The organism is Pseudomonas sp. Y39-6, assembly GCF_023651955.1.
Taxonomy (GTDB): domain Bacteria; phylum Pseudomonadota; class Gammaproteobacteria; order Pseudomonadales; family Pseudomonadaceae; genus Aquipseudomonas; species Aquipseudomonas veronii.
Map to the genome: position 1 here is coordinate 5811598 of NZ_CP069594.1, position 26706 is coordinate 5838303.

At 60.7% G+C, this 26706-nt stretch carries 25 protein-coding genes; 4 read left to right on the forward strand and 21 right to left on the reverse strand.

Features of this window, described 5'->3' with window-relative positions:
• Nucleotides 1–115 precede the first annotated feature (115 nt).
• The 5 genes from JN756_RS26415 to JN756_RS26435 form a co-directional block, all read right to left on the reverse strand.
• On the reverse strand, nt 116–1327 hold the full coding sequence (locus JN756_RS26415; RefSeq protein ID WP_201022328.1) for a tyrosine-type recombinase/integrase: 1212 nt from the start codon (nt 1325–1327) through the stop codon (nt 116–118).
• Between the two features lie 307 nt (nt 1328–1634).
• The gene (gene guaA, locus JN756_RS26420; RefSeq protein WP_046382186.1) at nt 1635–3212 is read right to left on the reverse strand and encodes a glutamine-hydrolyzing GMP synthase; all 1578 of its coding nucleotides are present in this window, start codon (nt 3210–3212) and stop codon (nt 1635–1637) included.
• Between the two features lie 82 nt (nt 3213–3294).
• On the reverse strand, nt 3295–4764 hold the full coding sequence (gene guaB, locus JN756_RS26425) for an IMP dehydrogenase (protein ID WP_017846162.1): 1470 nt from the start codon (nt 4762–4764) through the stop codon (nt 3295–3297).
• A 240-nt stretch (nt 4765–5004) separates the two neighbouring features.
• Nucleotides 5005–5553 (reverse strand): hypothetical protein, encoded by a 549-nt coding sequence (locus tag JN756_RS26430; protein WP_017846163.1) that lies wholly within the window; start codon nt 5551–5553, stop codon nt 5005–5007.
• 136 nt (nt 5554–5689) lie between these two features.
• On the reverse strand, nt 5690–6457 hold the full coding sequence (locus tag JN756_RS26435) for a sulfite exporter TauE/SafE family protein (protein ID WP_046382185.1): 768 nt from the start codon (nt 6455–6457) through the stop codon (nt 5690–5692).
• A 99-nt stretch (nt 6458–6556) separates the two neighbouring features.
• On the opposite strand from JN756_RS26435, the gene JN756_RS26440 reads away from it, so the two are divergent.
• The 4 genes from JN756_RS26440 to leuA all read left to right on the forward strand — a co-directional run bounded on the left by JN756_RS26440 (nt 6557) and on the right by leuA (nt 11685).
• Complete coding sequence (locus JN756_RS26440) at nt 6557–7447, forward strand: LysR family transcriptional regulator (RefSeq protein WP_126588812.1); 891 nt, start codon at nt 6557–6559, stop codon at nt 7445–7447.
• A gap of 30 nt (nt 7448–7477) precedes the next feature.
• Nucleotides 7478–8857: an exodeoxyribonuclease VII large subunit gene (xseA, locus tag JN756_RS26445; protein ID WP_201021506.1), complete on the forward strand. Its 1380-nt coding sequence runs from the start codon at nt 7478–7480 to the stop codon at nt 8855–8857.
• A 3-nt stretch (nt 8858–8860) separates the two neighbouring features.
• Nucleotides 8861–9682, forward strand: coding sequence for a M23 family metallopeptidase (locus tag JN756_RS26450; protein ID WP_079444633.1), 822 nt, complete (start codon nt 8861–8863; stop codon nt 9680–9682).
• Nucleotides 9683–10005: 323 nt separating this feature from the next.
• Complete coding sequence (leuA, locus tag JN756_RS26455) at nt 10006–11685, forward strand: 2-isopropylmalate synthase (protein WP_057004577.1); 1680 nt, start codon at nt 10006–10008, stop codon at nt 11683–11685.
• Between the two features lie 170 nt (nt 11686–11855).
• Here the strand turns inward: leuA and JN756_RS26460 are convergent, their stop codons facing one another.
• The 16 genes from JN756_RS26460 to iscA form a co-directional block, all read right to left on the reverse strand.
• Nucleotides 11856–12647: an amidohydrolase gene (locus tag JN756_RS26460; RefSeq protein WP_104904505.1), complete on the reverse strand. Its 792-nt coding sequence runs from the start codon at nt 12645–12647 to the stop codon at nt 11856–11858.
• Nucleotides 12635–13783, reverse strand: a complete 1149-nt coding sequence (locus JN756_RS26465) for a pyridoxal phosphate-dependent aminotransferase (protein ID WP_057004578.1) — start codon at nt 13781–13783, stop codon at nt 12635–12637. Before JN756_RS26465 ends, JN756_RS26460 begins: the two co-directional genes overlap by 13 nt.
• 114 nt (nt 13784–13897) lie before the next feature.
• A complete protein-coding gene (der, locus tag JN756_RS26470) occupies nt 13898–15367 on the reverse strand; it encodes a ribosome biogenesis GTPase Der (RefSeq protein ID WP_017846171.1) in 1470 nt (489 codons plus the stop codon).
• 259 nt (nt 15368–15626) lie between these two features.
• The gene (gene bamB, locus JN756_RS26475) at nt 15627–16778 is read right to left on the reverse strand and encodes an outer membrane protein assembly factor BamB (RefSeq protein ID WP_017846172.1); all 1152 of its coding nucleotides are present in this window, start codon (nt 16776–16778) and stop codon (nt 15627–15629) included.
• On the reverse strand, nt 16771–17412 hold the full coding sequence (locus tag JN756_RS26480; protein WP_046382180.1) for a YfgM family protein: 642 nt from the start codon (nt 17410–17412) through the stop codon (nt 16771–16773). The genes bamB and JN756_RS26480 overlap by 8 nt, the downstream gene beginning before the upstream one ends.
• Before the next feature lie 41 nt (nt 17413–17453).
• Entirely contained in the window at nt 17454–18743 is a 1290-nt protein-coding gene (gene hisS, locus JN756_RS26485) for a histidine--tRNA ligase (protein WP_017846174.1), read from the reverse strand.
• 23 nt (nt 18744–18766) lie between these two features.
• Nucleotides 18767–19876: a flavodoxin-dependent (E)-4-hydroxy-3-methylbut-2-enyl-diphosphate synthase gene (gene ispG, locus JN756_RS26490; RefSeq protein ID WP_017846175.1), complete on the reverse strand. Its 1110-nt coding sequence runs from the start codon at nt 19874–19876 to the stop codon at nt 18767–18769.
• 2 nt (nt 19877–19878) lie between these two features.
• Nucleotides 19879–20904 carry a RodZ domain-containing protein gene (locus JN756_RS26495; RefSeq protein WP_057004579.1) on the reverse strand — a complete coding sequence of 342 codons (1026 nt, stop codon included), beginning with the start codon at nt 20902–20904 and terminating at the stop codon, nt 19879–19881.
• Complete coding sequence (pilW, locus tag JN756_RS26500; protein WP_177030479.1) at nt 20904–21662, reverse strand: type IV pilus biogenesis/stability protein PilW; 759 nt, start codon at nt 21660–21662, stop codon at nt 20904–20906. The genes JN756_RS26495 and pilW overlap by 1 nt, the downstream gene beginning before the upstream one ends.
• 12 nt (nt 21663–21674) lie before the next feature.
• A complete protein-coding gene (gene rlmN / locus JN756_RS26505; protein ID WP_017846178.1) occupies nt 21675–22823 on the reverse strand; it encodes a dual-specificity RNA methyltransferase RlmN in 1149 nt (382 codons plus the stop codon).
• 28 nt (nt 22824–22851) lie between these two features.
• On the reverse strand, nt 22852–23277 hold the full coding sequence (gene ndk / locus JN756_RS26510; protein WP_017846179.1) for a nucleoside-diphosphate kinase: 426 nt from the start codon (nt 23275–23277) through the stop codon (nt 22852–22854).
• A gap of 91 nt (nt 23278–23368) precedes the next feature.
• A complete protein-coding gene (gene iscX / locus JN756_RS26515) occupies nt 23369–23569 on the reverse strand; it encodes a Fe-S cluster assembly protein IscX (RefSeq protein ID WP_057004581.1) in 201 nt (66 codons plus the stop codon).
• Nucleotides 23570–23583: 14 nt separating this feature from the next.
• A complete protein-coding gene (gene fdx / locus JN756_RS26520; protein ID WP_104904502.1) occupies nt 23584–23925 on the reverse strand; it encodes an ISC system 2Fe-2S type ferredoxin in 342 nt (113 codons plus the stop codon).
• A 3-nt stretch (nt 23926–23928) separates the two neighbouring features.
• Nucleotides 23929–25791, reverse strand: a complete 1863-nt coding sequence (gene hscA, locus JN756_RS26525) for a Fe-S protein assembly chaperone HscA (protein ID WP_046382175.1) — start codon at nt 25789–25791, stop codon at nt 23929–23931.
• A 51-nt stretch (nt 25792–25842) separates the two neighbouring features.
• Complete coding sequence (gene hscB, locus JN756_RS26530) at nt 25843–26364, reverse strand: co-chaperone HscB (RefSeq protein WP_046382174.1); 522 nt, start codon at nt 26362–26364, stop codon at nt 25843–25845.
• A gap of 8 nt (nt 26365–26372) precedes the next feature.
• The gene (gene iscA / locus JN756_RS26535; RefSeq protein WP_010565230.1) at nt 26373–26696 is read right to left on the reverse strand and encodes an iron-sulfur cluster assembly protein IscA; all 324 of its coding nucleotides are present in this window, start codon (nt 26694–26696) and stop codon (nt 26373–26375) included.
• Nucleotides 26697–26706: the final 10 nt, after the last annotated feature.

Consider the following 26706-nt stretch of genomic DNA (forward strand, 5'->3'; position numbering starts at 1 on the left):
CTGTGACTGGTCATATCAAACGCAAATAACTAGTCGGCACCAATGAAAGCCGCTGCTTAAGCGCAGGGCAATTTCCCCCTAAGCGATTTGCTGGCATGAGAGATGACCATGCAGACTACCTATTCGTTTCTCGCAGTTTCTTAAGCGTCCATTCATCAATCATATCGGCCCAATCCTGCAACATCGCACGACGCTGATCCCGGTACTCGGCCTTGTTGTAAACGGCGCGCACGCCTTTCTGCTCGTGTGCGAGGCACTTTTCGATCCAGTCGGAGTTGTAGCCCGCCTCATGCAACAGCGTGCTGGCCGTGCGCCGCAGGTCGTGGGGACCGAACTTGCCTAGGGGCACCCCTTCCTTTTGGGCAAGGCGATAGGTGAGCGTCAGTACCTGATTGATCGTAGCGGCACTCATCGGCAAATCAGAGTCGTAGCGTGACGGCAAAACGTAGTCTGAACCTCCTGCCAAGGTTTTCAACGCGATGAAGAAGTCCAATGCCTGCTGGGACAGAAACACCAAATGAGGGTTACGTCGCTTCATCCGCTCTTTGGGGATCGTCCACAGCGCCTCGCTGAAATTGATCTCACCCCACGTTGCGTTGGTCAGCTCGCTCTTGCGCACCATCGTCAGCAGAAGGAGCTTTGCCGCAGCACGAACCGAAGTCGCGGTACCGATTCTGTCCATGTACTGGTACATCAGTGCGATTTCATCGGGCGTCAACGCACGGTCACGTGGCTCAAATTTCGCGATGCTGGCAGGCCGTACCAGATCTGCCGGGTTTTCAACCTTCTGACCACGCTCAATGGCCCAACGGAAGACTTGCAGCATGATCTCCCGTGAATGGACGGCGGTTGCAGGGGCACCCCGCTCCACTATGGCATCCGTCAGCGCTCGCAGATCCTCATGGGTGATTTCGACCAGCTTCTGATTGCCAAACTTCGGCTTCAACTCACGCTCATAGACTGATCGACGCATGTCTCGCGTCGAGTCCGCCATCTGGTAACCGCGCAGCCATTTTTCAGCCCAAGCGTCAAAAGTCTCGGCACCCTTCGTGCGCGCCTTCGCACGCGCTTTCTCCTTTGCCGGAGACTTCCCAGCGGCGACCATCTTCTTCGCCTCCCCTAGCAGCTCGCGAGCCTCTGCCAGAGTGATTCCCCCTCCGCCATAACGACCGAAGGTGATGGTCTCCTGCCGACCGTTGATAGAGTAGTTGTAGCGAAAGGAGATTGAGCCGGCCGGGGTGACGGCCACGTACAAGCCGTCACGGTCAATCACCTTGTAGAGCTTGTTCTGGGGCTTGAGATTTCGAAGTTTGGTATCGGTGAGCATGGCTTCCACTATTTCCATGAAAAAATACCATGCTCTGAAAAGCGCGGAAAAATGGGGTCGGCCCCCAGTAAAACCGGGCCTTTAAGCCAACTCGATACCATGCCATCACTGAGGAAAAGGACATGGTATTGAGCTTAAAGCATGGAATTAGATGCAGTCAGTACCCCGTACCATGCCACATAAACACCGTGCTTGGCGATGCAGAACACTACCCGAATTTACCAGACCCAAAAAGCCAAAAGCCCGCAATTACGCGGGCTCCAGGGTATTTCTTGCTAGATGGTGCCGGACAATGCCGGACGTCCAATCATTCCCACTCAATCGTCGCCGGCGGCTTGCTCGACACGTCATACGTCACGCGCGAGATGCCTTCGATTTCATTGATGATACGGCCGCTGACGGTTTCCAGCAGTTCGTAAGGCAGGTGTGCCCAACGGGCGGTCATGAAGTCGATGGTTTCCACCGCACGCAGGGCCACGACCCAGGCGTAACGACGGCCGTCACCGACCACGCCCACCGATTTCACCGGCTGGAACACCACGAACGCCTGGCTGACTTTGTGATACCAGTCGGCCTTGCGCAGTTCTTCGATGAAGATGTGGTCGGCGCGACGCAGCAGGTCGGCGTATTCCTTCTTCACTTCACCGAGGATCCGCACGCCCAGGCCCGGGCCCGGGAATGGGTGGCGGTAGACCATGTCGTAGGGCAGGCCCAGTTCCAGGCCGAGACGGCGGACTTCGTCCTTGAACAGCTCACGCAGCGGTTCGACCAGCTTGAGGTTCATTTCCTCGGGCAGGCCACCCACGTTGTGGTGGGACTTGATCACGTGGGCCTTGCCGCTCTTGGCGCCGGCCGACTCGATCACGTCGGGGTAGATGGTGCCCTGGGCGAGGTACTTGATGTTGTCCAGTTTGTTGGACTGGGCATCGAATACGTCGATGAAGGTGCGGCCGATGATCTTGCGCTTCTTCTCCGGGTCGGACTCGCCGGCCAGGTTGTTCAGGAACTGATCTTCAGCGTTGGCGCGGATCACCTTGACGCCCATGTTCTCGGCGAACATGGCCATCACTTGCTCGCCTTCGTGCAGGCGCAGCAGGCCGTTGTCGACGAATACGCAGGTCAGTTGATCACCGATGGCCTTGTGCAGCAGCGCAGCAACCACGGAGGAGTCAACGCCGCCGGACAGGCCGAGCAGGACGTTGTCGGTGCCGACCTGGGCACGCACGTTGGCGATGGCGTCTTCAGCGATTTTCGACGGGGTCCACAGGGCTTCACACTCGCAGATGTCGAGGATGAAGCGCGACAGGATGCGCCCGCCTTGCTTGGTGTGGGTCACTTCCGGGTGGAACTGCACGCCGTAGTAACCACGCTCGTCGTTGAACATGCCGGCGATCGGGCAGCTCGGGGTGCTGGCCAGGATGTGGAAGTCTTGCGGCATCTTGGTGACTTTGTCACCGTGGCTCATCCACACGTCGAGGCCGAACAGGCCGTCGGCGTCGACGTGGTCTTCGATGCCGTCCAACAGGCGGCTCTTGCCGACCACGTCGACACGGGCATAACCGAATTCACGCAGCTCGGAACCTTCAACCTTGCCGCCCAACTGCTCGGCCATGGTCTGCATGCCGTAGCAGATACCGAACACGGGCACGCCCAGGTCGAATACGGCTTGCGGGCAGCGCGGGCTGTTGGCTTCGTGTACCGACTCGGGGCCGCCGGCGAGGATGACGCCTTTCGGTGCGAATTCGCGGATCGCTGCGTCGTCCATGTCGAACGGATGCAGTTCGCAGTACACGCCGATTTCACGCACGCGACGGGCGATCAGTTGGGTGTACTGGGAACCGAAATCGAGGATCAGGATACGGTGGGCGTGAATGTCGAGGGCCATGAGATCAGTCTCGTCTAATGAATCAGAAACAACTCGGGGCTGAATAAGACAGCCCCGGTTACTTAACTTTATGCTGGAAGCCTCAACCTACGCGGTAGTTTGGCGCTTCCTTGGTGATCTGCACGTCATGGACGTGGGATTCGGCCATACCGGCGCCGGTGATCCGCACGAACTCTGGCTTGGTACGCATTTCGTCGATGTTGGCGCTACCGGTGTAGCCCATCGAGGAACGCAGGCCGCCCATCAGTTGATGGATGATCGCGCTCAGGGTGCCTTTGTACGGCACACGGCCTTCGATGCCTTCCGGAACGAGTTTCTCGGCGCCTGCCGAAGAGTCCTGGAAGTAACGGTCGGAAGAACCTTGCGCCTGGGACATGGCGCCCAGCGAACCCATGCCGCGGTAAGCCTTGTACGAACGACCCTGGAACAGTTCGATCTCGCCCGGGGCTTCTTCAGTACCGGCGAACATCGAGCCCATCATCACGCAGGAAGCACCGGCGACGATGGCCTTGGACAGGTCACCGGAGAACCGGATACCGCCGTCGGCGATCAACGGAACGCCCGTGCCTTCGAGGGCCTCGGCGACGTTGGCGATGGCGCTGATTTGCGGCACGCCCACACCGGCGACGATACGCGTGGTGCAGATCGAGCCAGGGCCGATACCGACCTTGACCGCATCCGCGCCCGCTTCGGCCAGGGCCTTGGCGGCAGCGCCGGTGGCGATGTTGCCGCCGATCACCTGGACTTCAGGGAAATTCTGTTTGACCCAGCGAACGCGGTCGATCACGCCCTTGGAGTGACCGTGAGCGGTGTCGACCACCACCACGTCCACACCGGCAGCAACCAGGGCCGCTACGCGATCACCGGTGTCTTTACCGGTGCCGACTGCCGCGCCGACGCGCAGACGACCTTGGTCATCCTTGCTGGCCAGCGGGTAAGCCTTGGCTTTTTCGATGTCGTTGACGGTCATCATGCCCTTGAGGGCGAACTTGTCGTCGACGATCAGCACGCGCTCGATGCGGTGCTTGTGCAGCAATTCGCGCACGTCGTTCTTGTTGGCGCCTTCCTTGACCGTGACCAGACGCTCTTTAGGCGTCATCACTTCGCGGACGGTGACTTCAAGACGGTTCTCGAAACGCACGTCACGGGAGGTGACGATGCCGACGAGGTCGCCATTGTGCAGCACCGGCACGCCGGAGATGTTGTGCAGACGGGTCAGTTCGAACAGGTCGCGCACGGTGGCGTCAGCGTCGATGGTGATCGGATCTTTCACCACCCCGGCTTCATAACGCTTGACCTTGCGCACTTCGGCAGCTTGCTGCTCGACGGTCATGTTCTTGTGGATGATGCCGATACCGCCTTCCTGAGCCATGGCGATGGCCAGACGGGCTTCGGTGACGGTATCCATGGCAGCGGAAACCAGGGGAATATTCAGCTCGATGCCACGGGTTAGGCGGGTCTTGAGACTGACTTCGTTAGGAAGCACCTCGGAATAACCGGGCACTAGGAGAATGTCGTCGAATGTCAGAGCTTCTTGGCTGATACGCAGCATCGCGGGGGCTCCCGAGCGGGAAAATGGAAGCGCGCCATTATACTCAGACACCCCTCAGGTCTCAACGTAAAACTCTGACAAACTTGGTAATACTGATAGATGGAGAAAAGATGCTGCTTTTCTGTAGGAGCGAGCTTGCTCGCGAAGAACACCAAGACACCGCGTTTAACCAGACTACCCGGATTATCGTTGACGATTTTCGCGAGCAAGCTCGCTCCTACAAAGGGTTGAGCTTGCAGCCTACAACTCGACCTTGACCCAACTGATCTTCTGGTCCAACCAATCGGCAAATTCGTCGATAAAGCTCTGCTTGAACCCCGCCTCCGCCCAGTTGTTGAAGATGAATCCGAGGTTGGAAAACCCACATTCCTGCAGGAACAGAAAACCGTTGATGTCATCCTCATGCCCACACAGCGGGCAGGTGAAGTTGTCGGTGTGGCCGGGCATCCACTCTTCCAGGCTGTCGAACAGCGCCTCGCCGATTTCCTTGAGGCATTCCGGGCAGCCGGCTTCTTCGAGAAAACCCTTGGCCGGTGTATAGATGCAACGCTTGTAGATGATTTCCAGGCCATTGACGGGTTCGTTGAACGGCAGCGCATCCGGGTGCAGCACCACGGCGCGGGCGCCGTCGGCCAGGGCGTAGGCCATGCGGTTGCCGGTGCGCCCGCAGGTGGTCAGCTCTTCCTTGATGATGTTCTTGCGCACCAGCCAGCGCACGATCGCCCGGGCACGGGGTTCGTGGACGGGCAAGGTGGAGATTTTCGGGACAAGGATGCTTTGGGAATTCATGGGAGCCCTGCGGTATGACGTCTGGCGCCGTCGCGGGCGAGCCCGGCTCCCACCTTGCAATGCGATCGACTGTGGGAGCGGGCTTGCTCGCGAAGAAGCCCTGAAGGCAGGCAGCTTAATCCCTGCCCGACACAGGTCAAGTACTCAGGTACCGCCCAATCAAGGCAATGCCACTGGCCAGCACCAGCCACGTGACCAATCGCACAAACGCCTCACGGGACATGCGCAACGTCAGCCGCCGCCCACACCACAACCCCAGGGCCATCGCCGGCAGCAGGCAAACCGCCAGCAGCAACAGCGGCATGTCGGCATACACCCCGGCGATCAGGAACAGGCTCAGGCGCACCACGGTGCTGCAACTGATCAACGCACTTTGCGTGGCGCGCGCGGCGTCCTTGGGCAAACGACTGCTCAAGTAGATCGCATATAGAAAGCCGCCACTGCCGAACAACGCACCGAACAAACCGCCGACGGTGCCCATGGGAACCGCCCAGCCCGCCGCCAGTTGCGCCGGCCGGGCCTTCACCGCCAAGGTGTAAATCGCGTAGGCGCTGATAAACAGCCCCATCAACAACAGCAACAGATCCGAATGCAGGTTGAGCAAAAACACCACGCCCAGGGTGCAACCGATCGCCATGCACGGCAGCAGTCGCAACAGCTCCGGCTTGTTCACATCCCGTCGCGATTGCAGCAGGTTGCCGAAGGCCGCGATGAAATCCAGCAACACCAGCAGCGGGATGATCTTCGACAGCGGCATGAACATAAGCAGGATCGGCCCCGCCACCAGCGCCGTACCGAACCCGGCGATGCCAAACACGATATAGGCCACGGCAACGCCCAGGCCGATCACCAGCCAATCTGTACCGCCAAACGACCACTGACTCATCAGCTCAACCGGGCTCATGGGTAATTCCTTGAAAGAGATGTCCATCACTTTAGCCATCGGTGAGAGTTGCGACTAATATCTTCAAAGCCCTCTACCCATCTCGAAAAGGCATGACGTGTGATTTCCACCCGCCAACTGCGCTACTTCGTCGAAATCGCCGACAGCGGCAGCTTCAGCGCCGCCGCCGAGCGCCTGTTTGTCGCGCAATCGGCCCTGAGCCGGCAGATCAAAGAACTGGAAAACCAACTGCACACCCCGTTGTTCGAACGCACCGCGCGCCAGCCTCGGCTGACCGCCGCCGGTGAAGCCTTCTACCCGCGGGCGCGCAACCTGCTGAGTGAACTGCACAAGGCCAGCGAGATGGCGACGCAAGTGGGTAACGGCCAGGTCGGCACCCTGCGCTTGAGCCATTCGAGCACCGTGCCGATGAGCGGCGCGCTGCTGCGCGGCATCAGCACCTGGCTGGAGCGCTGCCCCGGCGTATCGATGGATATCGCCAAACTGTCCTCCGAAGCCCAACTCGAAGAAATTGCCGACGGTCGCCTGGACGTCGGCCTACTGCGCCTGCCGGTGCTACGCCAGCGCGAAGGCGTGCGTGTGCTGCCTTTATACAGTGAGCAGTTACTGCTGGCCGTACCGCCGAACCACGCGCTAGCCCGCTGCCAGGCACCGGTCGAATTGGCCCGACTCAAGGACGAAGCGTTTATCTCGGTCCCCCACCCCCAGCGCGGCGGGCTGAGCTATCTGTCGGCCGAGTTGTGCATGCGTGCCGGATTTTTCCCCAAGGCCGCACGGGTCATGTCGCGCAAGACCACGCAGTTGCAGTTGATCCAGGCCGGCTTCGGTATTGCCTTGTTACCAAAATCGATGCAGGACATCGCCCCGGCCGCCGTGCATTTTTTACCCCTGGCCGACCCGGACTGCCTGAGTACCGTAGCCCTGGCCTGCCCGCACACACCGAGCGCGTTGGTGGAGCAATTCTGCCAAACCTTGCGCGAATGCCTATAAACTGCCGCCCATGATTAAAGATCCCTTTCCATGATTAAAGATCCGTTCGCCCGCTTGGGCCTGGACCGCGAGGTCCTGACTGTCAGCCAACTCAACGGCCGTGCGCGGGTGTTGCTGGAAGACGTGTTCACCAATATCTGGGTCGAAGGCGAGATCTCCAACCTCGCCCGCCCGGCGTCCGGCCATGTGTACTTCACCCTCAAGGACAGCGGCGCCCAAGTGCGTTGCGCGCTGTTCCGGCAGAACGCCGCGCGGGTGCGCCAGGCCTTGAAGGACGGCCTGGCGGTGAAAGTGCGCGGCAAGGTCTCGCTGTTCGAGGGCCGTGGCGACTATCAACTGATCCTCGACACCGTCGAGCCCGCCGGCGATGGCGCGCTGCGCCTGGCCTTCGATGCGCTGAAGGAAAAACTCAGCGCCGAAGGCCTGTTCAGCGCCGACCGCAAGGTGGCGTTGCCGGCCCATCCGCAGCGCATCGGCATTATCAGCTCGCCGACCGGCGCGGTGATCCGCGACATCATCAGCGTGTTCCGCCGCCGCGCGCCGCAGGTGCAGCTCACCTTGATCCCCACGGCCGTACAAGGTCGCGAAGCGGTGGCGCAGATCGTGCGCGCGCTGAAGCTGGCCGATGCGCGTGGCTTCGACGCATTGATCCTGGCCCGTGGCGGCGGCTCGCTGGAAGACCTCTGGTGCTTCAACGAAGAAGCCGTGGCCCGCGCGGTGGATGCGTGCGTGACGCCGATCGTCAGCGCCATCGGCCATGAGACTGATGTGTCGATCAGCGACTTTGTCGCCGACGTGCGCGCGCCGACACCGTCTGCCGCCGCAGAACTGCTCGCTCCGGACGCCAGCAACCTGGTGCGCCAGGTCGACAGCCTGCACCGCCGCCTGGTGATGCTGATGCGCAACCGGCTGAACCACGACCGCCTGCGCCTCGAAGGCATGGCCCGCCGCCTGCGCCACCCCGGCGAACGTCTGCGCCAACAGGCCCAGCGCCTGGACGACCTGGACATGCGCCTGCGCCGCGCCTTCGAACGCAGCCTCAATACCCGCCGCGAACGCTTGATCCGCCTGGAAACCCGCCTCGCCGGCCAACACCCCGGGCGCCAACTGGCCTTGCTGCGCCAACGCCTGGACAGCCTCGCCGAACGCCTGCCCCGCGCCATGCGCGAAGGCCTCAAGGCGCGCCGCCTGCAACTGCAAAGCCAGGTGCAGACGCTGCAAGTGGTCAGCCCGCTGGCGACTCTCGGCCGCGGCTACAGCATCCTGCTCGACGAGCACGGCCAGGCGATTCGCAATGCTGCGCAGACCCACACCGGCCAGCGCCTGACTGCGCGCCTCGGTGAAGGCCAATTGCAAGTGCGGGTGGAAGACAACCACCTGACACCCGTCACCCTTTCGTTATTGGATTGATCGATGCCACGTTTTTTCAGCCTGTTGATGCTGCTGTGCCTGACCGTCAACGCCCACGCCGACAGCTTCATCATCCGGGCCTTGAACAAGCCGGTGCCCGGCGGTGTGGCCGTCGTCGACCTGGGCCCCGCGGCGACCGCGCCGAAAGCCACCTACCAGGGCAAGCCGGTCCTGGTGGTCAAGGAGCAGGCCAACTGGCTGGCGATTGTCGGCATTCCGTTGACGGTCAAACCGGGCAACGAACGCATCAGCAGCGGCGGGCGCAACCTGCCGTTTATCGTCGGCTACAAGCAGTACCCGGAACAGCGCATCACCCTGAAGAACAAAAGCCAGGTCAACCCCGCCCCGGCGCAACTCAAGCGCATCGAGGCCGAGCTGGCGGTGCAGATCAAGGCTTACCGCAGTTTCAGCCCTAATCTGCCAAGCAACCTGCTGCTGGACAAACCGGTCAACGGGCCGCTGTCGAGCAAGTTCGGCGTGCGTCGCTTCTTCAACGGCGAAGAACGCAATCCGCATTCAGGCCTGGATTTCGCCGTCCCCGCCGGCACACCGATCAAGACCCCGGCGGCGGGCAAGGTGATCCTGACCGGCAACTACTTCTTCAACGGCAACACCGTGTTCGTCGACCACGGCCAGGGCTTTATCAGCATGTTCTGCCATATGTCGAAGATCGATGTCAGCGCGGGCCAGCAACTGGCACGCGGCGCGGTGGTGGGCAAGGTCGGCGCGACGGGTCGCGCGACCGGGCCGCATATGCACTGGAATGTCAGCCTGAACGATGCACGGGTGGATCCCGCGATCTTTATCGGCGCATTTCAACCTTGACCGACTCGATTGCGCAGCCGATAAAGGCTGCGCAATTAAAACCAGCCACAGACTATTTACCAAGCATAAAATCTCGTTTCCTACGCCCACAGAAGAACTTATCTCAATTTTTCTGGACTACTTGCCATCTTTCACCCCGGCGGTTAGGGTTGAGCTTATGAAAACCTCTCACACACTCATTTTGCTCCGCCAGCACCGCAGCCTGTGCCTTGTCAGCGCACGACTGCCAGGCTGAATCGATCTGCCTCGTCCCTTGTTTTATACCCCATAACAATTTTCCGGCAGGCCGCCCTTTTTCGGCCCCTCCACCAAAGGATTTCCCGATGAGCATGCTCAAAGACCCGTCTTCGAAGTACCGCGCGTTTCCGACCATCGATATTCCGGACCGCACCTGGCCGTCGAAAACCATCACCACCGCGCCGATCTGGTGCAGCTCCGACCTGCGTGATGGCAACCAGTCGCTGATCGAACCGATGGATGCAGTGAAAAAACTGCGCTTCTGGAAGACCCTGGTCGCCGTCGGCGTGAAGGAAATCGAAGCCTCGTTCCCGGCCGCTTCGCAAACCGACTTCGACTTCGTCCGCACCCTGATCGAAGGCAACCACATCCCCGAGGACACCACCATCCAGGTGCTGACCCAGGGCCGTGAAGACTTGATCGAGCGCACCTTCGAATCCCTGCGCGGCGCGAAAAAAGCCATCGTCCACCTGTACAACGCTACCTCGCCGTCCTTCCGTCGCATCGTGTTCAACCAGGACAAGGACGGGATCAAGGCCATCGCGGTCAACGCGGCCAAACTGTTCGTCAAATACGCCGCCCAGCAGCCGGAAACCCAGTGGACGTTCGAATACTCGCCAGAGACCTTCAGCGCCACCGAGCTGGAATTCGCCAAGGAAGTGTGTGACGCAGTGATCGAGGTGTGGAACCCGACGCCCGAGCACAAGATGATCCTCAACCTGCCGGCCACCGTTGAATGCGCCACGCCGAACATCTATGCCGACCAGATCGAGTGGTTCGGTCGTCATGTCAACCGTCGTGACAGCGTGATCATCAGCCTGCACACCCACAACGACCGTGGCACCGGCGTAGCTGCCACCGAATTGGGCCTGATGGCCGGCGCCGACCGTGTCGAAGGCTGCCTGTTCGGCAACGGCGAGCGTACCGGTAACGTCGACCTGGTCAACGTGGCGTTGAACCTCTACACCCAGGGCGTGAACCCTGAGCTGGACTTCTCCGACATCGACGGCGTGCGCAAAGTGGTCGAGGAATGCAACCAGATCCAGGTGCATCCACGTCACCCGTATGTCGGCGACCTGGTACACACCGCATTCTCCGGCTCCCACCAGGACGCAATCCGCAAGGGCTTCGCCCAGCAGAAACCCGACGCCCTGTGGGAAGTGCCGTACTTGCCGATCGACCCGGCCGACATCGGCCGCAGCTACGAGGCGGTGATCCGGGTGAACAGCCAGTCGGGCAAAGGCGGCATCGCCTACCTGCTGGAGCAGGAATACGGCATCAGCTTGCCGCGTCGCATGCAGATCGAGTTCAGCCAAGTGGTTCAGGCCGAAACCGACCGCGTGGGCCTGGAGATGAGCGCTTCGCAGATTCACGCGCTGTTGCAGCGTGAATACCTGCAAGCCAACACGCCCTACGCGTTGGTCAGCCATCGCCTGCAGGAAGAAAACGGTAACAGCACCGTGGAAGTGGAAGTCTCGGGCAAAGGCCAGGGCGAAACCAACCTGCGCTGGCACGGCAAGGGCAACGGCGCGCTCGAAGCCCTGGTCGCCAGCCTGCCGATTGGTGTGGAAATCATGGACTACAACGAACACGCGATCGGTGCCGGCACCAACGCCAAGGCTGCGGCCTACATCGAGCTGCGAGTGAACGGTGAGCGTCCGGTGCATGGCGTGGGCATTGATGAAAACTTCACCACGGCCAGCTTCAAGGCGGTATTCAGCGCCCTGAACCGCTCGTTGAGCCATCTGGAAGCGAAAGCGGCGTAAACACTGAGCGCTGACATGCAAAAGGCCCCTGGGTGAGAACTCAGGGGCCTTTTTTGTTGGGCTTTGGATGTGTGTGGTCTGTTGGGGCCTCATCGCGGGCAAGCCCACTCCCACATTTTGACCGTGTTCGACTCGAATGTGGGAGTGGGCTTGCCCGCGATAGCGGTCTGTCAGACAAACTGAAAAGTATCGGCATCCAGGTTCGCCGGAAATTTGCTGCGGTAAGCCGCCAATTCATCCGCTTTGAGGCACACTGTAAACACCCCGTCCGCCTCCCCCGCACTCAACAGGCTCTCACCCTGGAAATCCAGCACCTGGCTATCCCCGGTATAAGCGAAGCCTTTGCCGTCGGTACCCACCCGATTCACCGCCGCCACATAACACAGGTTCTCGATCGCCCGCGCTGGCAGCAACCGGTTCCAATGCTGGCGTCGCGCCCCCGGCCAGTTGGCGGTGTACAGCAGCAGGTCGGTATCCTGGGCGTCACGACTCCACACCGGAAAGCGCAGGTCGTAGCAAATCAATGGGCGAATACGCCAGCCCTTTATCTCGAACAGCACCTGGCGCTCGCCGGGCGTGTAGTGATTGTGCTCGCCGGCCATGCGGAACAGGTGGCGCTTATCGTAATGCAGCACCTCGCCATCCGGCCGCGCCCATAACAGGCGGTTGCGGTGGCTGCCGTCGGCGGCCTGGATGATCACACTGCCGGTGATCACCGCGTTGTACTTCGCCGCCTGGCTCTGGAGCCAGCGATGGGTCGGGCCATTTTCCGGTTCGGCCTGGGTGGCCGAGTCCATGGAGAAACCGGTAGTGAACATCTCCGGCAGGATGATCAGGTCAGCGCCACGGGCCTGTTCCAGCAACAGTTCGAAGTGATCGAAGTTGGCCTGGCGGTTGTGCCAGGCCAGGCTGGTCTGGACCAGGGCGATGTTCAGGTCGGGTAGTGCATTCAGATCACGCATAGTTTCTCAGCTGCTTGTTGCAGCGTCTCCTCGCGTTTGGCAAAGCACAGGCGCACCAGGCGCTGGCCTTGGGGTGGATGCTGATAGAACACCGAAACCGGGATCGTCGCTACGCCATGCTCGCGGGTCATCCACAACGACATGGCGACGTCATCCAGGTCTGGGCGAATCGCTGAATAATCCACCAGTTGGAAGTAAGTACCGGTGACCCGGGTAAAGCTGAAACGCGACGGCGTCAACAGGTCGCAGAACAGGTCGCGCTTGGCCTGGTAAAAGGCCGGCAGTTCTTCGACGTGTTCCGGGTGTTCGGCCATGAAGTCTGCCAACGCGTACTGCAGCGGGGTCACGCCGCAGAAGTTGACATATTGATGCACCTTGCGCAATTCGACGGTCAGTGCCGGTGGCGCGACCACGTAGCCGGTTTTCCAGCCGGTGACGTGATAGGTCTTGCCGAAGGAACTGACCACGAACGCACGTTGATACAGTTCTTCGTGGGCCAGCACGCTGACATGAGGCACACCGTCAAACACCAGATGTTCGTAGACCTCATCGCTGACCAGGTAAATATCGCGGTCGCGGATCAAGGCCGCCAACAGGTCCAGCTCGGCACGGCTGATCAGTGCGCCGGTGGGGTTATGCGGCGTGTTCAGGATGATCATGCGCGTGCGCGCAGACAACGCCGCCTGGATCTTTTCAAAGTCGAGGCTGAAGTTTTCCAGGTTCAGTTGCACATGCACGCAGCGACCGCCGGCCAACTCGACCGAAGGCTCATAACTGTCGTAGCACGGGTCGAACACGATGACCTCATCGCCGCTGCGGATCACCGCCTGGATCGCGCAGAAGATCGCCGCCGTGGCTCCGGGCGTGATCGTCACTTCGCTGTCAGGGCTGACCGTGGCGCCATAGCTGCGCGCGATCTTGGCCGCCACTTGCTGGCGCAGGGCTGGCAGGCCGGTCATCGGTGCGTATTGGTTATGGCCGCTGGCGACATGCTTGCCCACGGCATCGAGCAAACCCTGCGGGCCATTGAAGTCAGGGAAGCCCTGGGACAGGTTGAGCGCGCCGGTTTCGGCAGCGAGTTGCGACATGGTGGTGAAAATGGTCGTGCCGACATTTGGCAGCTTGCTGTTGATCATCGGAGGCCCCTGCAGGTGAACCCCAAGTTTTAAGCTGCCAACTGCATCGGGTCAAGGCGCAAACCACCGCGCACAAAAAAGGGCCCGTAAAGAGCCCTTTTTGCGAGGTCGGAATCAGCGCTTGTCGCGGCGCTTCTTGTCGGCCTTCTTGTGGTGAGTCATCAAACGACGCTTCTTGTTCACCTGACGGTCAGTCAGTGTGTTCTTGTTGCCTTCGTATGGGTTCTCGCCACCCTTGAACTCGATGCGGATCGGCGTACCGACCAGCTTCAAGACACGGCGGTAGGTGTTTTCCAGGTAACGCACGTAGGATTTAGGCACCTTCTCGATCTGGTTACCGTGGATCACGATAATCGGCGGGTTGGCACCACCCAAGTGGGCGTAACGCAGTTTGATCCGGCGGTTGTTGACCATCGGCGGTGCGTGCTCGCCGACCGCGTCTTCGAGGATCTGAGTCAGACGGTTGGTCGGCCAGCGGGTGACCGCGGACTTGAACGAGTTCTGTACGGACGCGTAGAGGTTGCCCACGCCGGTACCGTGCAGTGCCGAGATAAAGTGGATATCGGCGAACTCGACGAAGAACAGACGACGCTGCAGTTCGATCTTGACGAAATCGCGCTCGCTCGGCGTCATGCCGTCCCACTTGTTGATCGCGATCACCAGCGCCCGACCAGCCTCAAGGGCGAAGCCCAGCAGGTTGAGGTCGTGGTCCACCACGCCTTCGCGGGCGTCCATCACGAAGATCACCACGTTGGCGTCTTTGATCGCCTGCAGGGTTTTCACCACGGAGAACTTTTCAACTTCCTCATGGATCTTGCCGCGCTTGCGCACACCGGCGGTGTCGATCAGCGTGTACTTCTCGTCGTTACGCTCGAACGGGATGTAGATACTGTCGCGAGTAGTGCCGGGCTGGTCATACACGATGACCCGGTCTTCACCGAGCATACGGTTGACCAGGGTCGACTTGCCGACGTTGGGACGGCCGATGATGGCGATCTTGATACCGTCTTTTTCGCTCGGGCCCGGAATGCGCTTGGCTTCCTCACCTTCGGCGACGACCTCTTCTTCGCCCTCTTCTTCCTCGGCGTCATCCTTAGGGAAGTCGCGCAGGGCGATTTCCAACATCTGGGTGATGCCGCGACCGTGGGCACCGGCGATCGGGATCGCGTCGCCCAGGCCCATCGGGCTGAATTCGGCACGGGCCATTTCAGGATCGATGTTGTCGATCTTGTTGGCGACCACGTAGGAACGCTTGTTGCGCTTGCGCAGGTGCTCGCCGATCATCTGGTCGGCAGCGGTGTAGCCCGCGCGGGCGTCCACCAGGAACAACACGACATCGGCTTCTTCAATGGCCAGCAGCGACTGCTCGGCCATCTTTTCGTCCATGCCATGCTCGTCACCGGAGATACCACCGGTGTCGACAATAATGTAGGAGCGCCCTTGCCACTTTGCCTCACCGTATTGGCGATCACGGGTCAGACCGGACAAGTCGCCGACAATGGCGTCGCGAGTCCTGGTCAGGCGGTTGAACAAGGTGGACTTGCCGACGTTAGGTCGGCCCACCAGGGCGATTACGGGAACCATGCGGCTCTCCACTTCGTTATTTCAGAAAATACAAAAGCCGCTGCAAGGCAGCGGCTGGTGCTCGGGGCGGCATTTGAAATGCCACATACCCTGCCCGACACTGGTTCCTGTAGGAGCGAGCTTGCTCGCGAAAAACCTGAGGACGCCGCGTTTATCCAGAAACCCGCGTGAGCGTTGACGTCCTTCGCGAGCAAGCTCGCTCCTACATTAAGCAATGAAGCAGGGCCGCCTGGGGGTAACCCCAAGCATAGTCAAACCTTTACTTGATGGTCAGGGCTTCCAGCTTGCCGCTGTTGCCAAACACATAAAGCATGTTACCCACGACCAGCGGACGCGCACGCAGGCCGTCGCTGTCGATGCGCTCGCGACCCACAAAGCGACCGTCTACCTGGCTCAGCAGGTGCAGGTAGCCTTCGAAGTCGCCTACCGCTACGTAGCTGGAGAACACTTCCGGTGCCGACAGTTGACGGCGGGCCAGAGAGTCGTTGCTCCACAGCGCAGTGGTGGAACGTTCGTCGACACTTTCAACGGTGCCGGACGACAGGCTTACGTAGACGCTGCCAAACCCTTGGGCGACACCGGCGTAGCTGGAAGCATCACGCTGCCAGTTGACGCGGCCGCTTTGCAGGTCCAGTGCCGCGACACGGCCCTGGTAGGTAGCGACGTAGAGGGTTTCGCCGGACAGCAGCAAGCCACCGTCGATGTCGACGACGCGATCCAGTTCCGAACGACCTTGCGGGATCGCCACACGCGTTTCCCAGATCGGCACGCCGTTCTGGGTATTCAGGGCGACCACTTTACCGGTCGACAGGCCCGCAACGGCCAGATTATTGGTCACAACCGGACCACTGGTACCGCGCAGGGTCAGCACCGCAGGGGTGCTGTCGTACAACCAGCGCTGGGCGCCAGTGCTGGCGTCGAGGCCGATCACACGGTCGTCCTGGGTTTGCACCACGACGATGTCGCCGTTGGTGGCAGGCGGTGCGAGAACTTCACTGGTCACGCGAGCGCGCCATTTCTCTTCACCGGTGCTGGAGTCCAGCGCCACAACTTCGCCCTTGAGCGTGCCGAGCATGACCATGCCGTAACCCACGCCGACGGCGCCGGATACAGGCAGTTCGAGGTCCTTCTTCCACTTCACGTCGCCGTTCATGCGATCCATGGAGATCACCACGCCGGTCACGTCAGCGGCCACAATGTTGTCACCGTCGATTGCCGGTACCAACATGTTGTAGGTTTCGCCCTGACCGTCACCGATGGAGCGGCTCCACTGCTTTTGCAGGACCACTTCTTCCTTGAAGCTGGTCAGCTCGGCCGGAGGCAGTTCTTTTTTACTGTTGCTGCTGCAACCCGCGGCCAGAACGGCCAGAGCCAGCAATGCTGCATGTTTCCAACGGATCACGTCACGCATCCCCTTTGGCCAAGTCGTCGAGCTTGATTTGTAAGCCACCGACCGCCGCTTCATCAGACAGCGCCGCCTTGGCTTTTTTGTACGCAGCATTGGCTTCGTCGGTACGACCCAATTGGACCAACAGGTCACCCTTGAGCTCTTCGCGAGTGGCTACAAATGCCTTGTCAGCGTCGCCGTCGAGCAGTTTGAGTGCTTCGTCGGCCTTGTTCTGTGCCGCCAATACCTGAGCCAGGCGCTGACGTGCGATTTCACCCAGGGTCGGGTTGGTCGGCTTGTCGGCGATGGCCTTCAGTTCGGCGACGGCGTCATCCAGCTTGCCGGTGTCGACCGCGACTTTCGCGACGAACAGGCTGCCGTATTGGGCGTAGGTGCTACCGCCAAATTCGCTCTTGAGCTTGCCGGCCAGGTCTGCCACTTGCGCAGGATCGGGCTTGCCGCTCGGCGTCAGCGTGCTTTCCAGCAATTGCTGATAGAGGATCGAGGCGCCTTGGGACTGGTTGGCCTGATACTTGTGCCAGGCTTGCCAGCCGAACACCACCACTAAAGCCAGCAGGCCGCCGGTAACCAGGGGCTTGCCGTTACGCTGCCACCAGTCCTTGAACTCGGCCAGCTGCTCATCATCAGTACTCGACACCCCAACACTCCTTAATCGCTAAATTCGGCTGTTCGACAGCTTCAACCCTGCACGACGCAGGTGGCCAAGTGCGCGGCGAGCGCATCAAAGGCAATGTTCTGTTGCTCGCCCTGGCCACGCAGGGGTTTGAAACCTATCACTTGCTGGGCCAATTCGTCATCGCCGAGGATCAGCGCGTACAGCGCACCGCTCTTGTCGGCCTTCTTGAACTGGCTCTTGAAGCTGCCGGCGCCGGCATTGATCTGCAGGCGCAGGTTCGGCAACTGGTCGCGCACTTTTTCGCTCAGGGCCAGGGCAGCCAGTTCGGCGGCCTCGCCAAAGGCGCACAGGTACACATCCACCTGACGGGAGATTTCTTCCGGAACCTGTTCCAGGGTTTCCAGCAGCAGGATCAGGCGCTCGATACCCATGGCAAAACCCACGCCGGGGGTCGGCTTGCCGCCCATCTGCTCGACCAGGCCATCATAACGGCCACCGGCACACACGGTGCCCTGGGCGCCGAGCTTGTCGGTGACCCACTCGAACACGGTCTTGCTGTAGTAATCGAGGCCGCGCACCAGTTTCGGGTTGATCACGTAAGGAATCCCGGCGGCTTCCAGGCGCGCCTTGAGCCCCTCGAAGTGGGTGCGGGATTCGTCGTCCAGGTAATCGGCCATCTTCGGCGCATTGACCAGCACGGCCTGCGTGTCGGCGTTCTTGGTATCGAGGACGCGCAACGGGTTGGTTTTCAGACGGCGCTGGCTGTCTTCGTCCAACTTGTCCAGGTGGGCAGACAGGTACTCGACCAGGGCGACGCGATAGCGGCCCCGGGACTCACTGGTGCCCAGGCTGTTGAGTTCAAGCTTGACCGCATCGCGGATGCCCAGCAGGCCCCACAGGCGCCAGGTCAGCACGATCAGTTCGGCGTCGATGTCCGGACCGTCGAGGTTGAACACTTCCAGGCCGATCTGGTGGAACTGGCGATAACGGCCTTTCTGCGGGCGCTCGTGGCGGAACATCGGCCCGATGTACCACAGCTTCTGCGGCTGGCCACCGCCGGTGAGGCCATGCTCGAGCACGGCGCGCACGCACGCGGCGGTGCCTTCCGGACGCAAGGTCAGGGAATCACCGTTGCGGTCTTCGAAGGTGTACATCTCTTTTTCAACGATGTCGGTCACTTCACCGATGGAGCGCTTGAACAGCTCGGTGAACTCGACGATCGGCATACGGATCTGTTTGTAACCGTAGTTATCCAGCAGACGCGCAACGGTGTTCTCGAAGTAGCGCCACAGCGGCGTCTGCTCCGGAAGGATGTCGTTCATGCCACGAATGGCTTGCAGAGACTTGCTCACATCTATTCCTTAAATTCGCTGGATCAGCCGCGCGCGATAACTGCAGCGTCAGCCTCGACCTTTTCGGCCGCTTTCTGGCGGATCAGTCTTTCGAGCTCATCCACCAGATTGTCATTCGTCAGTTTCTGCGACGGCTTGCCGTCGATGTAAATCAGGTTCGGCGTGCCGCCGGTCAAGCCGATATGGGCTTCCTTGGCTTCACCCGGCCCGTTGACCACACAACCGATCACCGCGACATCCAGCGGCACCAGCAGGTCTTCGAGGCGCCCTTCCAGTTCGTTCATGGTTTTCACCACGTCGAAGTTCTGCCGCGAGCAGCTCGGGCAGGCAATGAAGTTGATGCCACGGGAACGCAAATGCAGGGATTTGAGAATGTCGTAACCGACCTTCACTTCCTCTACCGGGTCTGCCGCCAGGGAGATGCGGATAGTATCGCCAATCCCTTCGGCGAGCAGCATACCGAGACCCACCGCAGATTTCACTGTGCCTGAGCGCAAACCGCCCGCTTCAGTGATACCCAGGTGCAGCGGCTGCACGATTTCCTTGGCCAGCAGGCGGTAGGCTTCTACCGCCATGAACACGTCGGAGGCCTTTACGCTGACCTTGAAGTCCTGGAAGTTCAGACGCTCAAGGTGTTCAACGTGGCGCAGCGCCGATTCAACCAGCGCGGCCGGGGTCGGCTCGCCGTATTTTTTTTGCAGGTCTTTTTCCAGGGAACCGGCGTTGACGCCGATGCGGATCGGAATCCCGCGATCACGGGCAGCATCCACCACTGCGCGCACACGGTCTTCGCGACCGATGTTGCCCGGGTTGATGCGCAGGCAATCGACGCCCAGTTCGGCCACGCGCAAAGCGATCCGGTAGTCGAAGTGGATGTCGGCAACCAGCGGCACCTTGACCAGTTGCTTGATGCGGCCGAAGGCTTCGGCGGCATCCATATCCGGTACGGAAACCCGCACGATGTCGACGCCGGCGGCTTCCAGACGGTTGATCTGGGCGACGGTGGCAGCGACATCGTTGGTGTCGCTGTTGGTCATGCTCTGTACCGCGATGGGGGCGTCGCCACCCACCGGCACCGAGCCGACCCAGATCTTGCGCGATACGCGACGTTTGATTGGAGATTCGCCGTGCATGACTATTGTCCCAACTTCAGGCGAGCAGTTTCGCCACTGGTGAACGGCGCTACGTCGACAGGCTGGCCGTTGTAGGCCACTTGCGCGCCACGGGCAAAGCCCAGACGCAGCGTCAAAGGAGGCTTGCCGCCCTGGTCGAGCGTATCTCCCTTACGCTTCAGACCGCTAAACAGCACTTTGCCATTGCCATCGCTGAGTTGCGTCCAGCAGTCAGCAACGAAGGTAATTTGTACGTGCCCGTCACCGGCGATCAACACGGGAGTGGTCGGCGGCGAAATCGCGGGGGCCGTCGGGGCGGCGGCAGGCGCTGGCGCCTGCACGGGAGCGACCGGGGCGGTGGCTTGCGCCACAGGCGCCGCCGGAGTGTGCGCCGGTGCAGCCGGTACGACCGGGGCGTGCGCCGGTACGGCTGGAGCCGGCACCGCAGCAGTGGTGGCCGCCGGGGCCGATTCCGCCGCGGGTTGCTCGGCCGTCACTGGCGCTTCGGGCGCAGCCTGGCCTTCGGCGACAGCCTGGTCTTCCGGCTCGTCCAACGGGTGAATCTGCGTGGTGCCGTCGGCGCTTTCGACTTCGACGTGCTCCATGGCGTTGCTGGTCAGGTCCTTGGTGCGCTGGGAGGCCTGGTCCTGCCACCAGACGAAACCGCCACCAATCACGGCGATCAGCAGCAACAGGCTGACGATGCGCAGGATCGTATGGGACACCCGCACCGGCTCTTCGATGCGCCCCAGGCCATGGACGTTGCTGCCCTGGGAGTCGGTGCCGGTGACCTGGTCGAATTGCTGGACCAAGATGGCCTGGTCGATACCCAACAATTTGGCGTAGGCGCGGATATAGCCGCGGGCGAAGGTATGCCCAGGCAGCTTGTCGAACGCGCCGGCTTCCAGGTTGCCCAGTGACGTGGTGGTCAAATTGAGCTTGAGGGCCACTTCCGCCAGCGACCAACCATTGCTTTCGCGGGCCTGACGCAAGGTGTCGCCTGGGTTTACGCGATTAGCTGCTACAACTTCCGGGTGCGCCGCTTTCATCATTGCTCCGACAGGTATTGCTGATATTCCGGCGTACCGGGATAGAGTCGTTCGAGTTGCTGGCCATAACGTGCGGCCGTGTCGCGTTCTTCATGAACCGTCGCCAGGCGCACACCGAGCAATAGACTACGTGCATTTTGCCCGCTGAGCAGGCTAAAACGTTCGTAATAGTCACGTGCCGGCACATAATGCCTGTCTTCGTAAGACAACTCAGCCATTTCGAGCAAAGCGCGAGGCTGGCGACTGTTCAGGTGCAGGGCTTTTTCCAGGTGTTGGCGCGCGATGTCACGCTGGCCGAGACGCTTGGAGGCCACCCCAAGGTTCTCGAACACGCGCGACCGCTCTGGGTAGAGGGTATCGGCGCTGGCTTGCTGGAAATAACGGGAAGCCTGGTCATAGCGTTTCTGCTCGAACAGGAAGCTGCCGTAGTTGTTCAGCAACCGGGGATCGGCAGGACGGGAAGCCAGGGCCTTGCTGAAATACTGCTCGGCCAACTCAGGCTCGGCCTGGACCTGGAACACCAGGGCGAGTGCGCCATTGGCCTCGGCATCGTCGCCGTCCAGTTCAAGGGCCTTTTTCAACGGCACCTTGGCCTGCTCGCTCATGCCCTGGCGCAGGTAACCCAAGCCCAGTTGCACATAAGCCACTCGCGCCTCTTCGCGGCCCTTGCCGGTTTGCAAAGGGCTGTCATAGCCCGATGAAACACAACCGGTCGCGAGACCGGTAACAAGCAAAAGCAGCGCAAGGCGCAAGGGCATAGAGATCCTCTCTCAGGTTCGAGTCGCGGCGCTTTGCGGCACATCGTCGGCGGCGCTCAGTTCGCGCACGGCGATATAACGTTCGCTGCGACGGGTGCGATCCAGCACCTGTCCTACCAATTGGCCACAGGCGGCATCGATGTCTTCACCACGGGTGGTACGCACGGTGACGTTGAAGCCGGCCTGGTGCAGTTGATCCTGGAAACGGCGGATGGCGTTGTTGCTCGGCCGCTCATAGCCAGAATGGGGAAACGGGTTGAACGGAATCAGGTTGATCTTGCACGGGATGTTCTTGAGCAACTCGATCATCTCGATCGCGTGTTCGACCTTGTCGTTGATGTCCTTGAGCAAGGTGTACTCGATGGTCAGCACGCGCTTTTCGCCCAGGGACGACATGTAGCGCTGGCAAGATTCAAGCAGCATCTTAAGCGGATACTTCTTGTTGATCGGCACCAATTGGTTACGCAATGCGTCATTGGGTGCGTGCAGCGACAACGCCAGGGAGACGTCGATGTGCTTGGACAGCTCATCGATCATCGGCACCACGCCGGAGGTCGACAGGGTCACACGGCGCTTGGAGATGCCGTAACCCAGGTCGTCCATCATCAGGTGCATGGCCGCGATCACGTTGTCGAAGTTCAGCAGCGGCTCACCCATGCCCATCATCACCACGTTGGTGATGGCACGGTCGACGGTCGCCGGGACGCTGCCAAAGGATTTGTTGGCAATCCACACCTGGCCGATGACTTCGGCGGCGGTGAGGTTGCTATTGAAGCCTTGCTTGCCGGTGGAGCAGAAACTGCAGTCCAGGGCACAGCCTGCCTGGGACGAAACGCACAAGGTGCCACGTTTGCCCTGGGGAATGTAGACGGTCTCGACGCAGCTGCCGGACGCCACGCGCACCACCCACTTACGGGTGCCGTCGCTGGAGATGTCCTCGCTGACAACTTCGGGACCACGGACCTCGGCAATAGCCTTGAGCTTGTCGCGCAGGGCCTTGCTGACGTTCGTCATGGCGTCGAAATCATCGACGCCAAAGTGGTGAATCCATTTCATTACCTGACCGGCACGGAAACGCTTCTCCCCGATCGAGTCGAAGAATTTTTCCATTTCCTGTTGAGTCAGACCCAGCAGGTTGGTTTTTACAGTCGATGTAGTCATGGATTCACCTTCACTCTTAAGCCAATGCTTAGCGAGTGGTTACTTCAGTAGCTGCGAAGAAGTACGAAATTTCGCGGGCAGCAGCGGCTTCGGAGTCCGAACCGTGTACAGCGTTGGCGTCGATGGAATCAGCGAAATCAGCACGGATGGTGCCGGCAGCTGCTTCTTTAGGGTTGGTAGCGCCCATCAGCTCACGGTTCAGAGCGATAGCGTTTTCGCCTTCCAGAACCTGAACGACAACAGGACCGGAGATCATGAAGGCAACCAGGTCGCCGAAGAAGCCACGAGCGCTGTGCTCAGCGTAGAAGCCTTCAGCTTCAGCCTTGGACAGTTGCTTGAGTTTCGAGGCTACAACCTTCAGGCCGGCTTTTTCGAAACGAGTGGTGATCTCGCCGATGACGTTTTTTGCAACAGCGTCAGGCTTGATGATGGAGAAAGTACGTTGAACAGCCATGGTGTAACTCCAGAAACGGTAATTTGCGAAAAATTAAACCCGCGAATTATACGCGGGTTCTTGGGTATTGCCTAACTGCGTAAAGGAGGCGTCAGTCCTGTTCTTCGTTCCAGGCAGTCTGGATCGCTTCCAGGACCTTTTCACCGCCGCGGTCGCGCTCATCGTCAAACCCAGGCAAAGCCATGACCATGTCACGCAAAGCGACAAAGTTCAGCGAGTAGGGATCCATATCCGGATTGCCATCGGCCAACAGGATAGCGATCTCTTGCACATCAACCCATTTAAGACTCATGACACTTCCTTGAATCAATGCGGCGCTTCGGCCGCATGGTTGAGCGAATATTTCGGAATTTCGACGGTGATGTCTTCGGTCCCGACCTTGGCCTGACAGCTTAGGCGAGAAGTCGGCTCCAGGCCCCAGGCACGGTCAAGAAAGTCTTCTTCCAACTCGTCAGCTTCTTCCAGAGAGTCGAAACCCTCGCGAATGATGCAGTGACAAGTGGTGCAAGCGCAGACACCGCCGCAGGCACTTTCGATCTCGATGTGGTTGTCATGGGCAACTTCGAGGATGGACTTGCCGGTCTCAGCCTCCACGACCATACCGTCCGGGCAATGCTCGGCGTGTGGCAGAAAAATGACCTGCGGCATCAATTATTCCTCAATTTCATTCAGGTTGCGGCCCGCCAGGGCGGCTTTTACCGTCTGGTTCATGCGGCGGGCAGCGAAGGCATCGGTCACTTGCGACAGGCGCTTGGTCTGCTGCTCGATGGCATAGCCATCGGAGCCTTTCATCAATTCGGCGAGCTCCTGCATCTGCAGGTCGATAACCATGCGCTCTTCGGCATCCAACAGGCGTTCACCGTCGACATCCAGAGCGCCCTGCACCGCTTCGAGCAGGCGCTGGGCATCGACTTGCTGCTCGCGCAGCACGCGGGCGACCTTGTCGTCACTGGCATACTGGAACGAATCCTTGAGCATCTTGGCGATTTCGCCGTCGGTCAGGCCGTAGGACGGCTTGACTTGGATGCTGGCCTCAACGCCCGAGCCCAATTCACGCGCAGCCACACTGAGCAGGCCATCGGCGTCGACCTGGAAGGTCACGCGAATCTTCGCCGCGCCCGCGACCATCGCCGGGATACCGCGCAATTCAAAGCGCGCCAGGGAGCGGCAGTCGCTGATCAGCTCGCGCTCGCCCTGCAGCACATGAATCATCATGGCCGTCTGGCCGTCTTTGTAGGTGGTGAAGTCCTGGGCGCGGGCGACGGGGATGGTGGTGTTGCGCGGAATCACCTTCTCCATCAGGCCGCCCATGGTTTCCAGGCCCAGGGACAGCGGAATCACGTCGAGCAGCAACAGTTCGCCACCGTCGCGCTTGTTGCCCGCCAGGGTATCGGCCTGGATCGCGGCTCCGATGGCCACCACTTGATCCGGGTCGATTTCTGTCAGCGGCTGACGACCGAACGCTTCGGCAACGGCTTCGCGCACGCGCGGCACGCGGGTCGAACCACCGACCATGACCACGGCAGCCACGTCTTCGAGTTCTACGCCGGAGTCACGCACAGCGCGGCGACAGGCTTTGAGGCTGCGGGCAACCATCGGCTCGATCAGCGCATCGAAGGCTTCGCGGGTCAGTTTGGCCGACCAATTGCCGTAGGAAACGTCAACAGAGGCCGCGTCAGTCAGGGCTTCTTTGGCGGCGCAGGCGGTTTGCAGCAGATGGCGCTGCTCGCCCGGGTCCAGGTCATCGGACAAACCGGCACTGCTGATGATCCAGCGCGCGATCGCATGGTCGAAGTCATCGCCGCCCAGGGCGGTATCGCCGCCGGTGGCCAACACTTCGAAGACCCCGCCGGTCAGGCGCAGGATCGAAATATCAAAGGTACCGCCGCCCAGGTCGTAAATGGCGACCAGGCCTTCGGCCTGCTGGTCGAGGCCATAGGCCACGGCGGCCGCGGTCGGCTCATTGAGCAGGCGCAGTACGTTCAGGCCTGCGAGTTTCGCCGCGTCCTTGGTCGCCTGGCGCTGGGCGTCGTCGAAATACGCTGGCACGGTGATCACCGCCCCCACCAGTTCGCCGCCCAGGGTGGTCTCTGCGCGCTGGCGCAGCACCTTGAGGATATCGGCCGACACTTCCACCGGGCTTTTCGGGCCCTGGACGGTGTCGATGAACGGCATGTGCGACTCGCCGCCGACAAAGCGGTACGGCAGTTGATCGCCCAATTGCTTGACGTCGGACAACCCACGACCCATCAAGCGCTTGACCGACAGCACGGTGTTCAACGGGTCGGTGGACGCCGCCAGCTTGGCCGACTCACCGACTTCGGTGCGATCGGCGTGATAGCGCACCGCCGACGGCAGGATCACCTGGCCATCAGCATCGGGCAACGGCTCGGACAGGCCGCTGCGCAAGGCGGCGACCAGGGAATTGGTGGTGCCCAAGTCAATCCCGACCGCCAGGCGACGCTGGTGCGGTTGAGGACTTTGGCCGGGTTCGGCGATCTGCAGTAGGGCCATGGTAATCAGGTCTTATCTGTCTTTCAGGCGTGCAACAGGGGCAGCGCTGGGTTAATCGTCGAGGCGCTCTTCTAACTGGCGCACTTCGTAGGAGAGCTTGTCGAGGAACTGCATGCGCCGCATCAGGCGTTCGGCCTGCTCACGTTGCGCTGCATCGTCCCAACAGGCTGCGAAGCTTTCGTTGAGCTCATCCTGGGCCACTTTCAGACGCCGCTTGAAGACTGCGACACCCGCCAGATCGGCTTCGTCCTGCAAGTCTTCGAGTTCCTCGCGCCACTGCATCTGCTGCATCAGAAAGTCCGGATCATGCACCGTGACTTCCAGCGGCAACTCACCACCGTTCATCGCGAGCAGGTAACGCGCGCGCTTGGGGGGGCTTTTGAGGGTCTGATAGGCTTCGTTGAGGCTGGCCGACTGCTCCAGCGCCAGGCGCTGTTCACGCTCGGAAGCGTCGGCAAAGCGGTCCGGATGCACGCCACGCGCCAATTCACGGTAGCGCGTGGCAAGCTGCTCGAGGTCCAGCCGAAAGCTCGGCTGCAACTCGAATAAAGCGAAATGACAAGGAGTGCCCACAAGTAGCCTCAGATGTTGAAGCTTTCGCCGCAGCCACATTCACCGCGCACGTTGGGGTTGTTGAACTTGAAGCCTTCGTTCAACCCTTCCTTGACGAAATCGAGTTCGGTGCCGTCCAGGTAGGTCAGGCTTTTCGGGTCGATGATCACTTTCTCGCCGTGACTTTCGAACACCTGATCTTCCGCCACTACCTCGTCGACGAACTCCAGCACATAGGCAAGGCCGGAACAGCCCGTGGTGCGAACACCCAGACGAATCCCCTCACCTTTACCGCGCCCATCCAGGGAGCGTCGCACGTGCCGCGCAGCCGCTTCTGTCATGCTGATAGCCATCGTTGACTCC

Coding starts and splice junctions, on each gene's coding strand:
- JN756_RS26415 (WP_201022328.1), bottom strand. CDS start 1,327: ATGCTCACCGATACCAAACTTCGAAATCTCAAGCCCCAGAACAAGCTC.
- guaA (WP_046382186.1), bottom strand. CDS start 3,212: ATGGCCCTCGACATTCACGCCCACCGTATCCTGATCCTCGATTTCGGT.
- guaB (WP_017846162.1), bottom strand. CDS start 4,764: ATGCTGCGTATCAGCCAAGAAGCTCTGACATTCGACGACATTCTCCTA.
- JN756_RS26430 (WP_017846163.1), bottom strand. CDS start 5,553: ATGAATTCCCAAAGCATCCTTGTCCCGAAAATCTCCACCTTGCCCGTC.
- JN756_RS26435 (WP_046382185.1), bottom strand. CDS start 6,457: ATGAGCCCGGTTGAGCTGATGAGTCAGTGGTCGTTTGGCGGTACAGAT.
- xseA (WP_201021506.1), top strand. CDS start 7,478: ATGATTAAAGATCCGTTCGCCCGCTTGGGCCTGGACCGCGAGGTCCTG.
- JN756_RS26450 (WP_079444633.1), top strand. CDS start 8,861: ATGCCACGTTTTTTCAGCCTGTTGATGCTGCTGTGCCTGACCGTCAAC.
- leuA (WP_057004577.1), top strand. CDS start 10,006: ATGAGCATGCTCAAAGACCCGTCTTCGAAGTACCGCGCGTTTCCGACC.
- JN756_RS26460 (WP_104904505.1), bottom strand. CDS start 12,647: ATGCGTGATCTGAATGCACTACCCGACCTGAACATCGCCCTGGTCCAG.
- JN756_RS26465 (WP_057004578.1), bottom strand. CDS start 13,783: ATGATCAACAGCAAGCTGCCAAATGTCGGCACGACCATTTTCACCACC.
- der (WP_017846171.1), bottom strand. CDS start 15,367: ATGGTTCCCGTAATCGCCCTGGTGGGCCGACCTAACGTCGGCAAGTCC.
- bamB (WP_017846172.1), bottom strand. CDS start 16,778: ATGCGTGACGTGATCCGTTGGAAACATGCAGCATTGCTGGCTCTGGCC.
- ispG (WP_017846175.1), bottom strand. CDS start 19,876: ATGCACGGCGAATCTCCAATCAAACGTCGCGTATCGCGCAAGATCTGG.
- JN756_RS26495 (WP_057004579.1), bottom strand. CDS start 20,904: ATGAAAGCGGCGCACCCGGAAGTTGTAGCAGCTAATCGCGTAAACCCA.
- pilW (WP_177030479.1), bottom strand. CDS start 21,662: ATGCCCTTGCGCCTTGCGCTGCTTTTGCTTGTTACCGGTCTCGCGACC.
- rlmN (WP_017846178.1), bottom strand. CDS start 22,823: ATGACTACATCGACTGTAAAAACCAACCTGCTGGGTCTGACTCAACAG.
- ndk (WP_017846179.1), bottom strand. CDS start 23,277: ATGGCTGTTCAACGTACTTTCTCCATCATCAAGCCTGACGCTGTTGCA.
- iscX (WP_057004581.1), bottom strand. CDS start 23,569: ATGAGTCTTAAATGGGTTGATGTGCAAGAGATCGCTATCCTGTTGGCC.
- fdx (WP_104904502.1), bottom strand. CDS start 23,925: ATGCCGCAGGTCATTTTTCTGCCACACGCCGAGCATTGCCCGGACGGT.
- hscA (WP_046382175.1), bottom strand. CDS start 25,791: ATGGCCCTACTGCAGATCGCCGAACCCGGCCAAAGTCCTCAACCGCAC.
- iscA (WP_010565230.1), bottom strand. CDS start 26,696: ATGGCTATCAGCATGACAGAAGCGGCTGCGCGGCACGTGCGACGCTCC.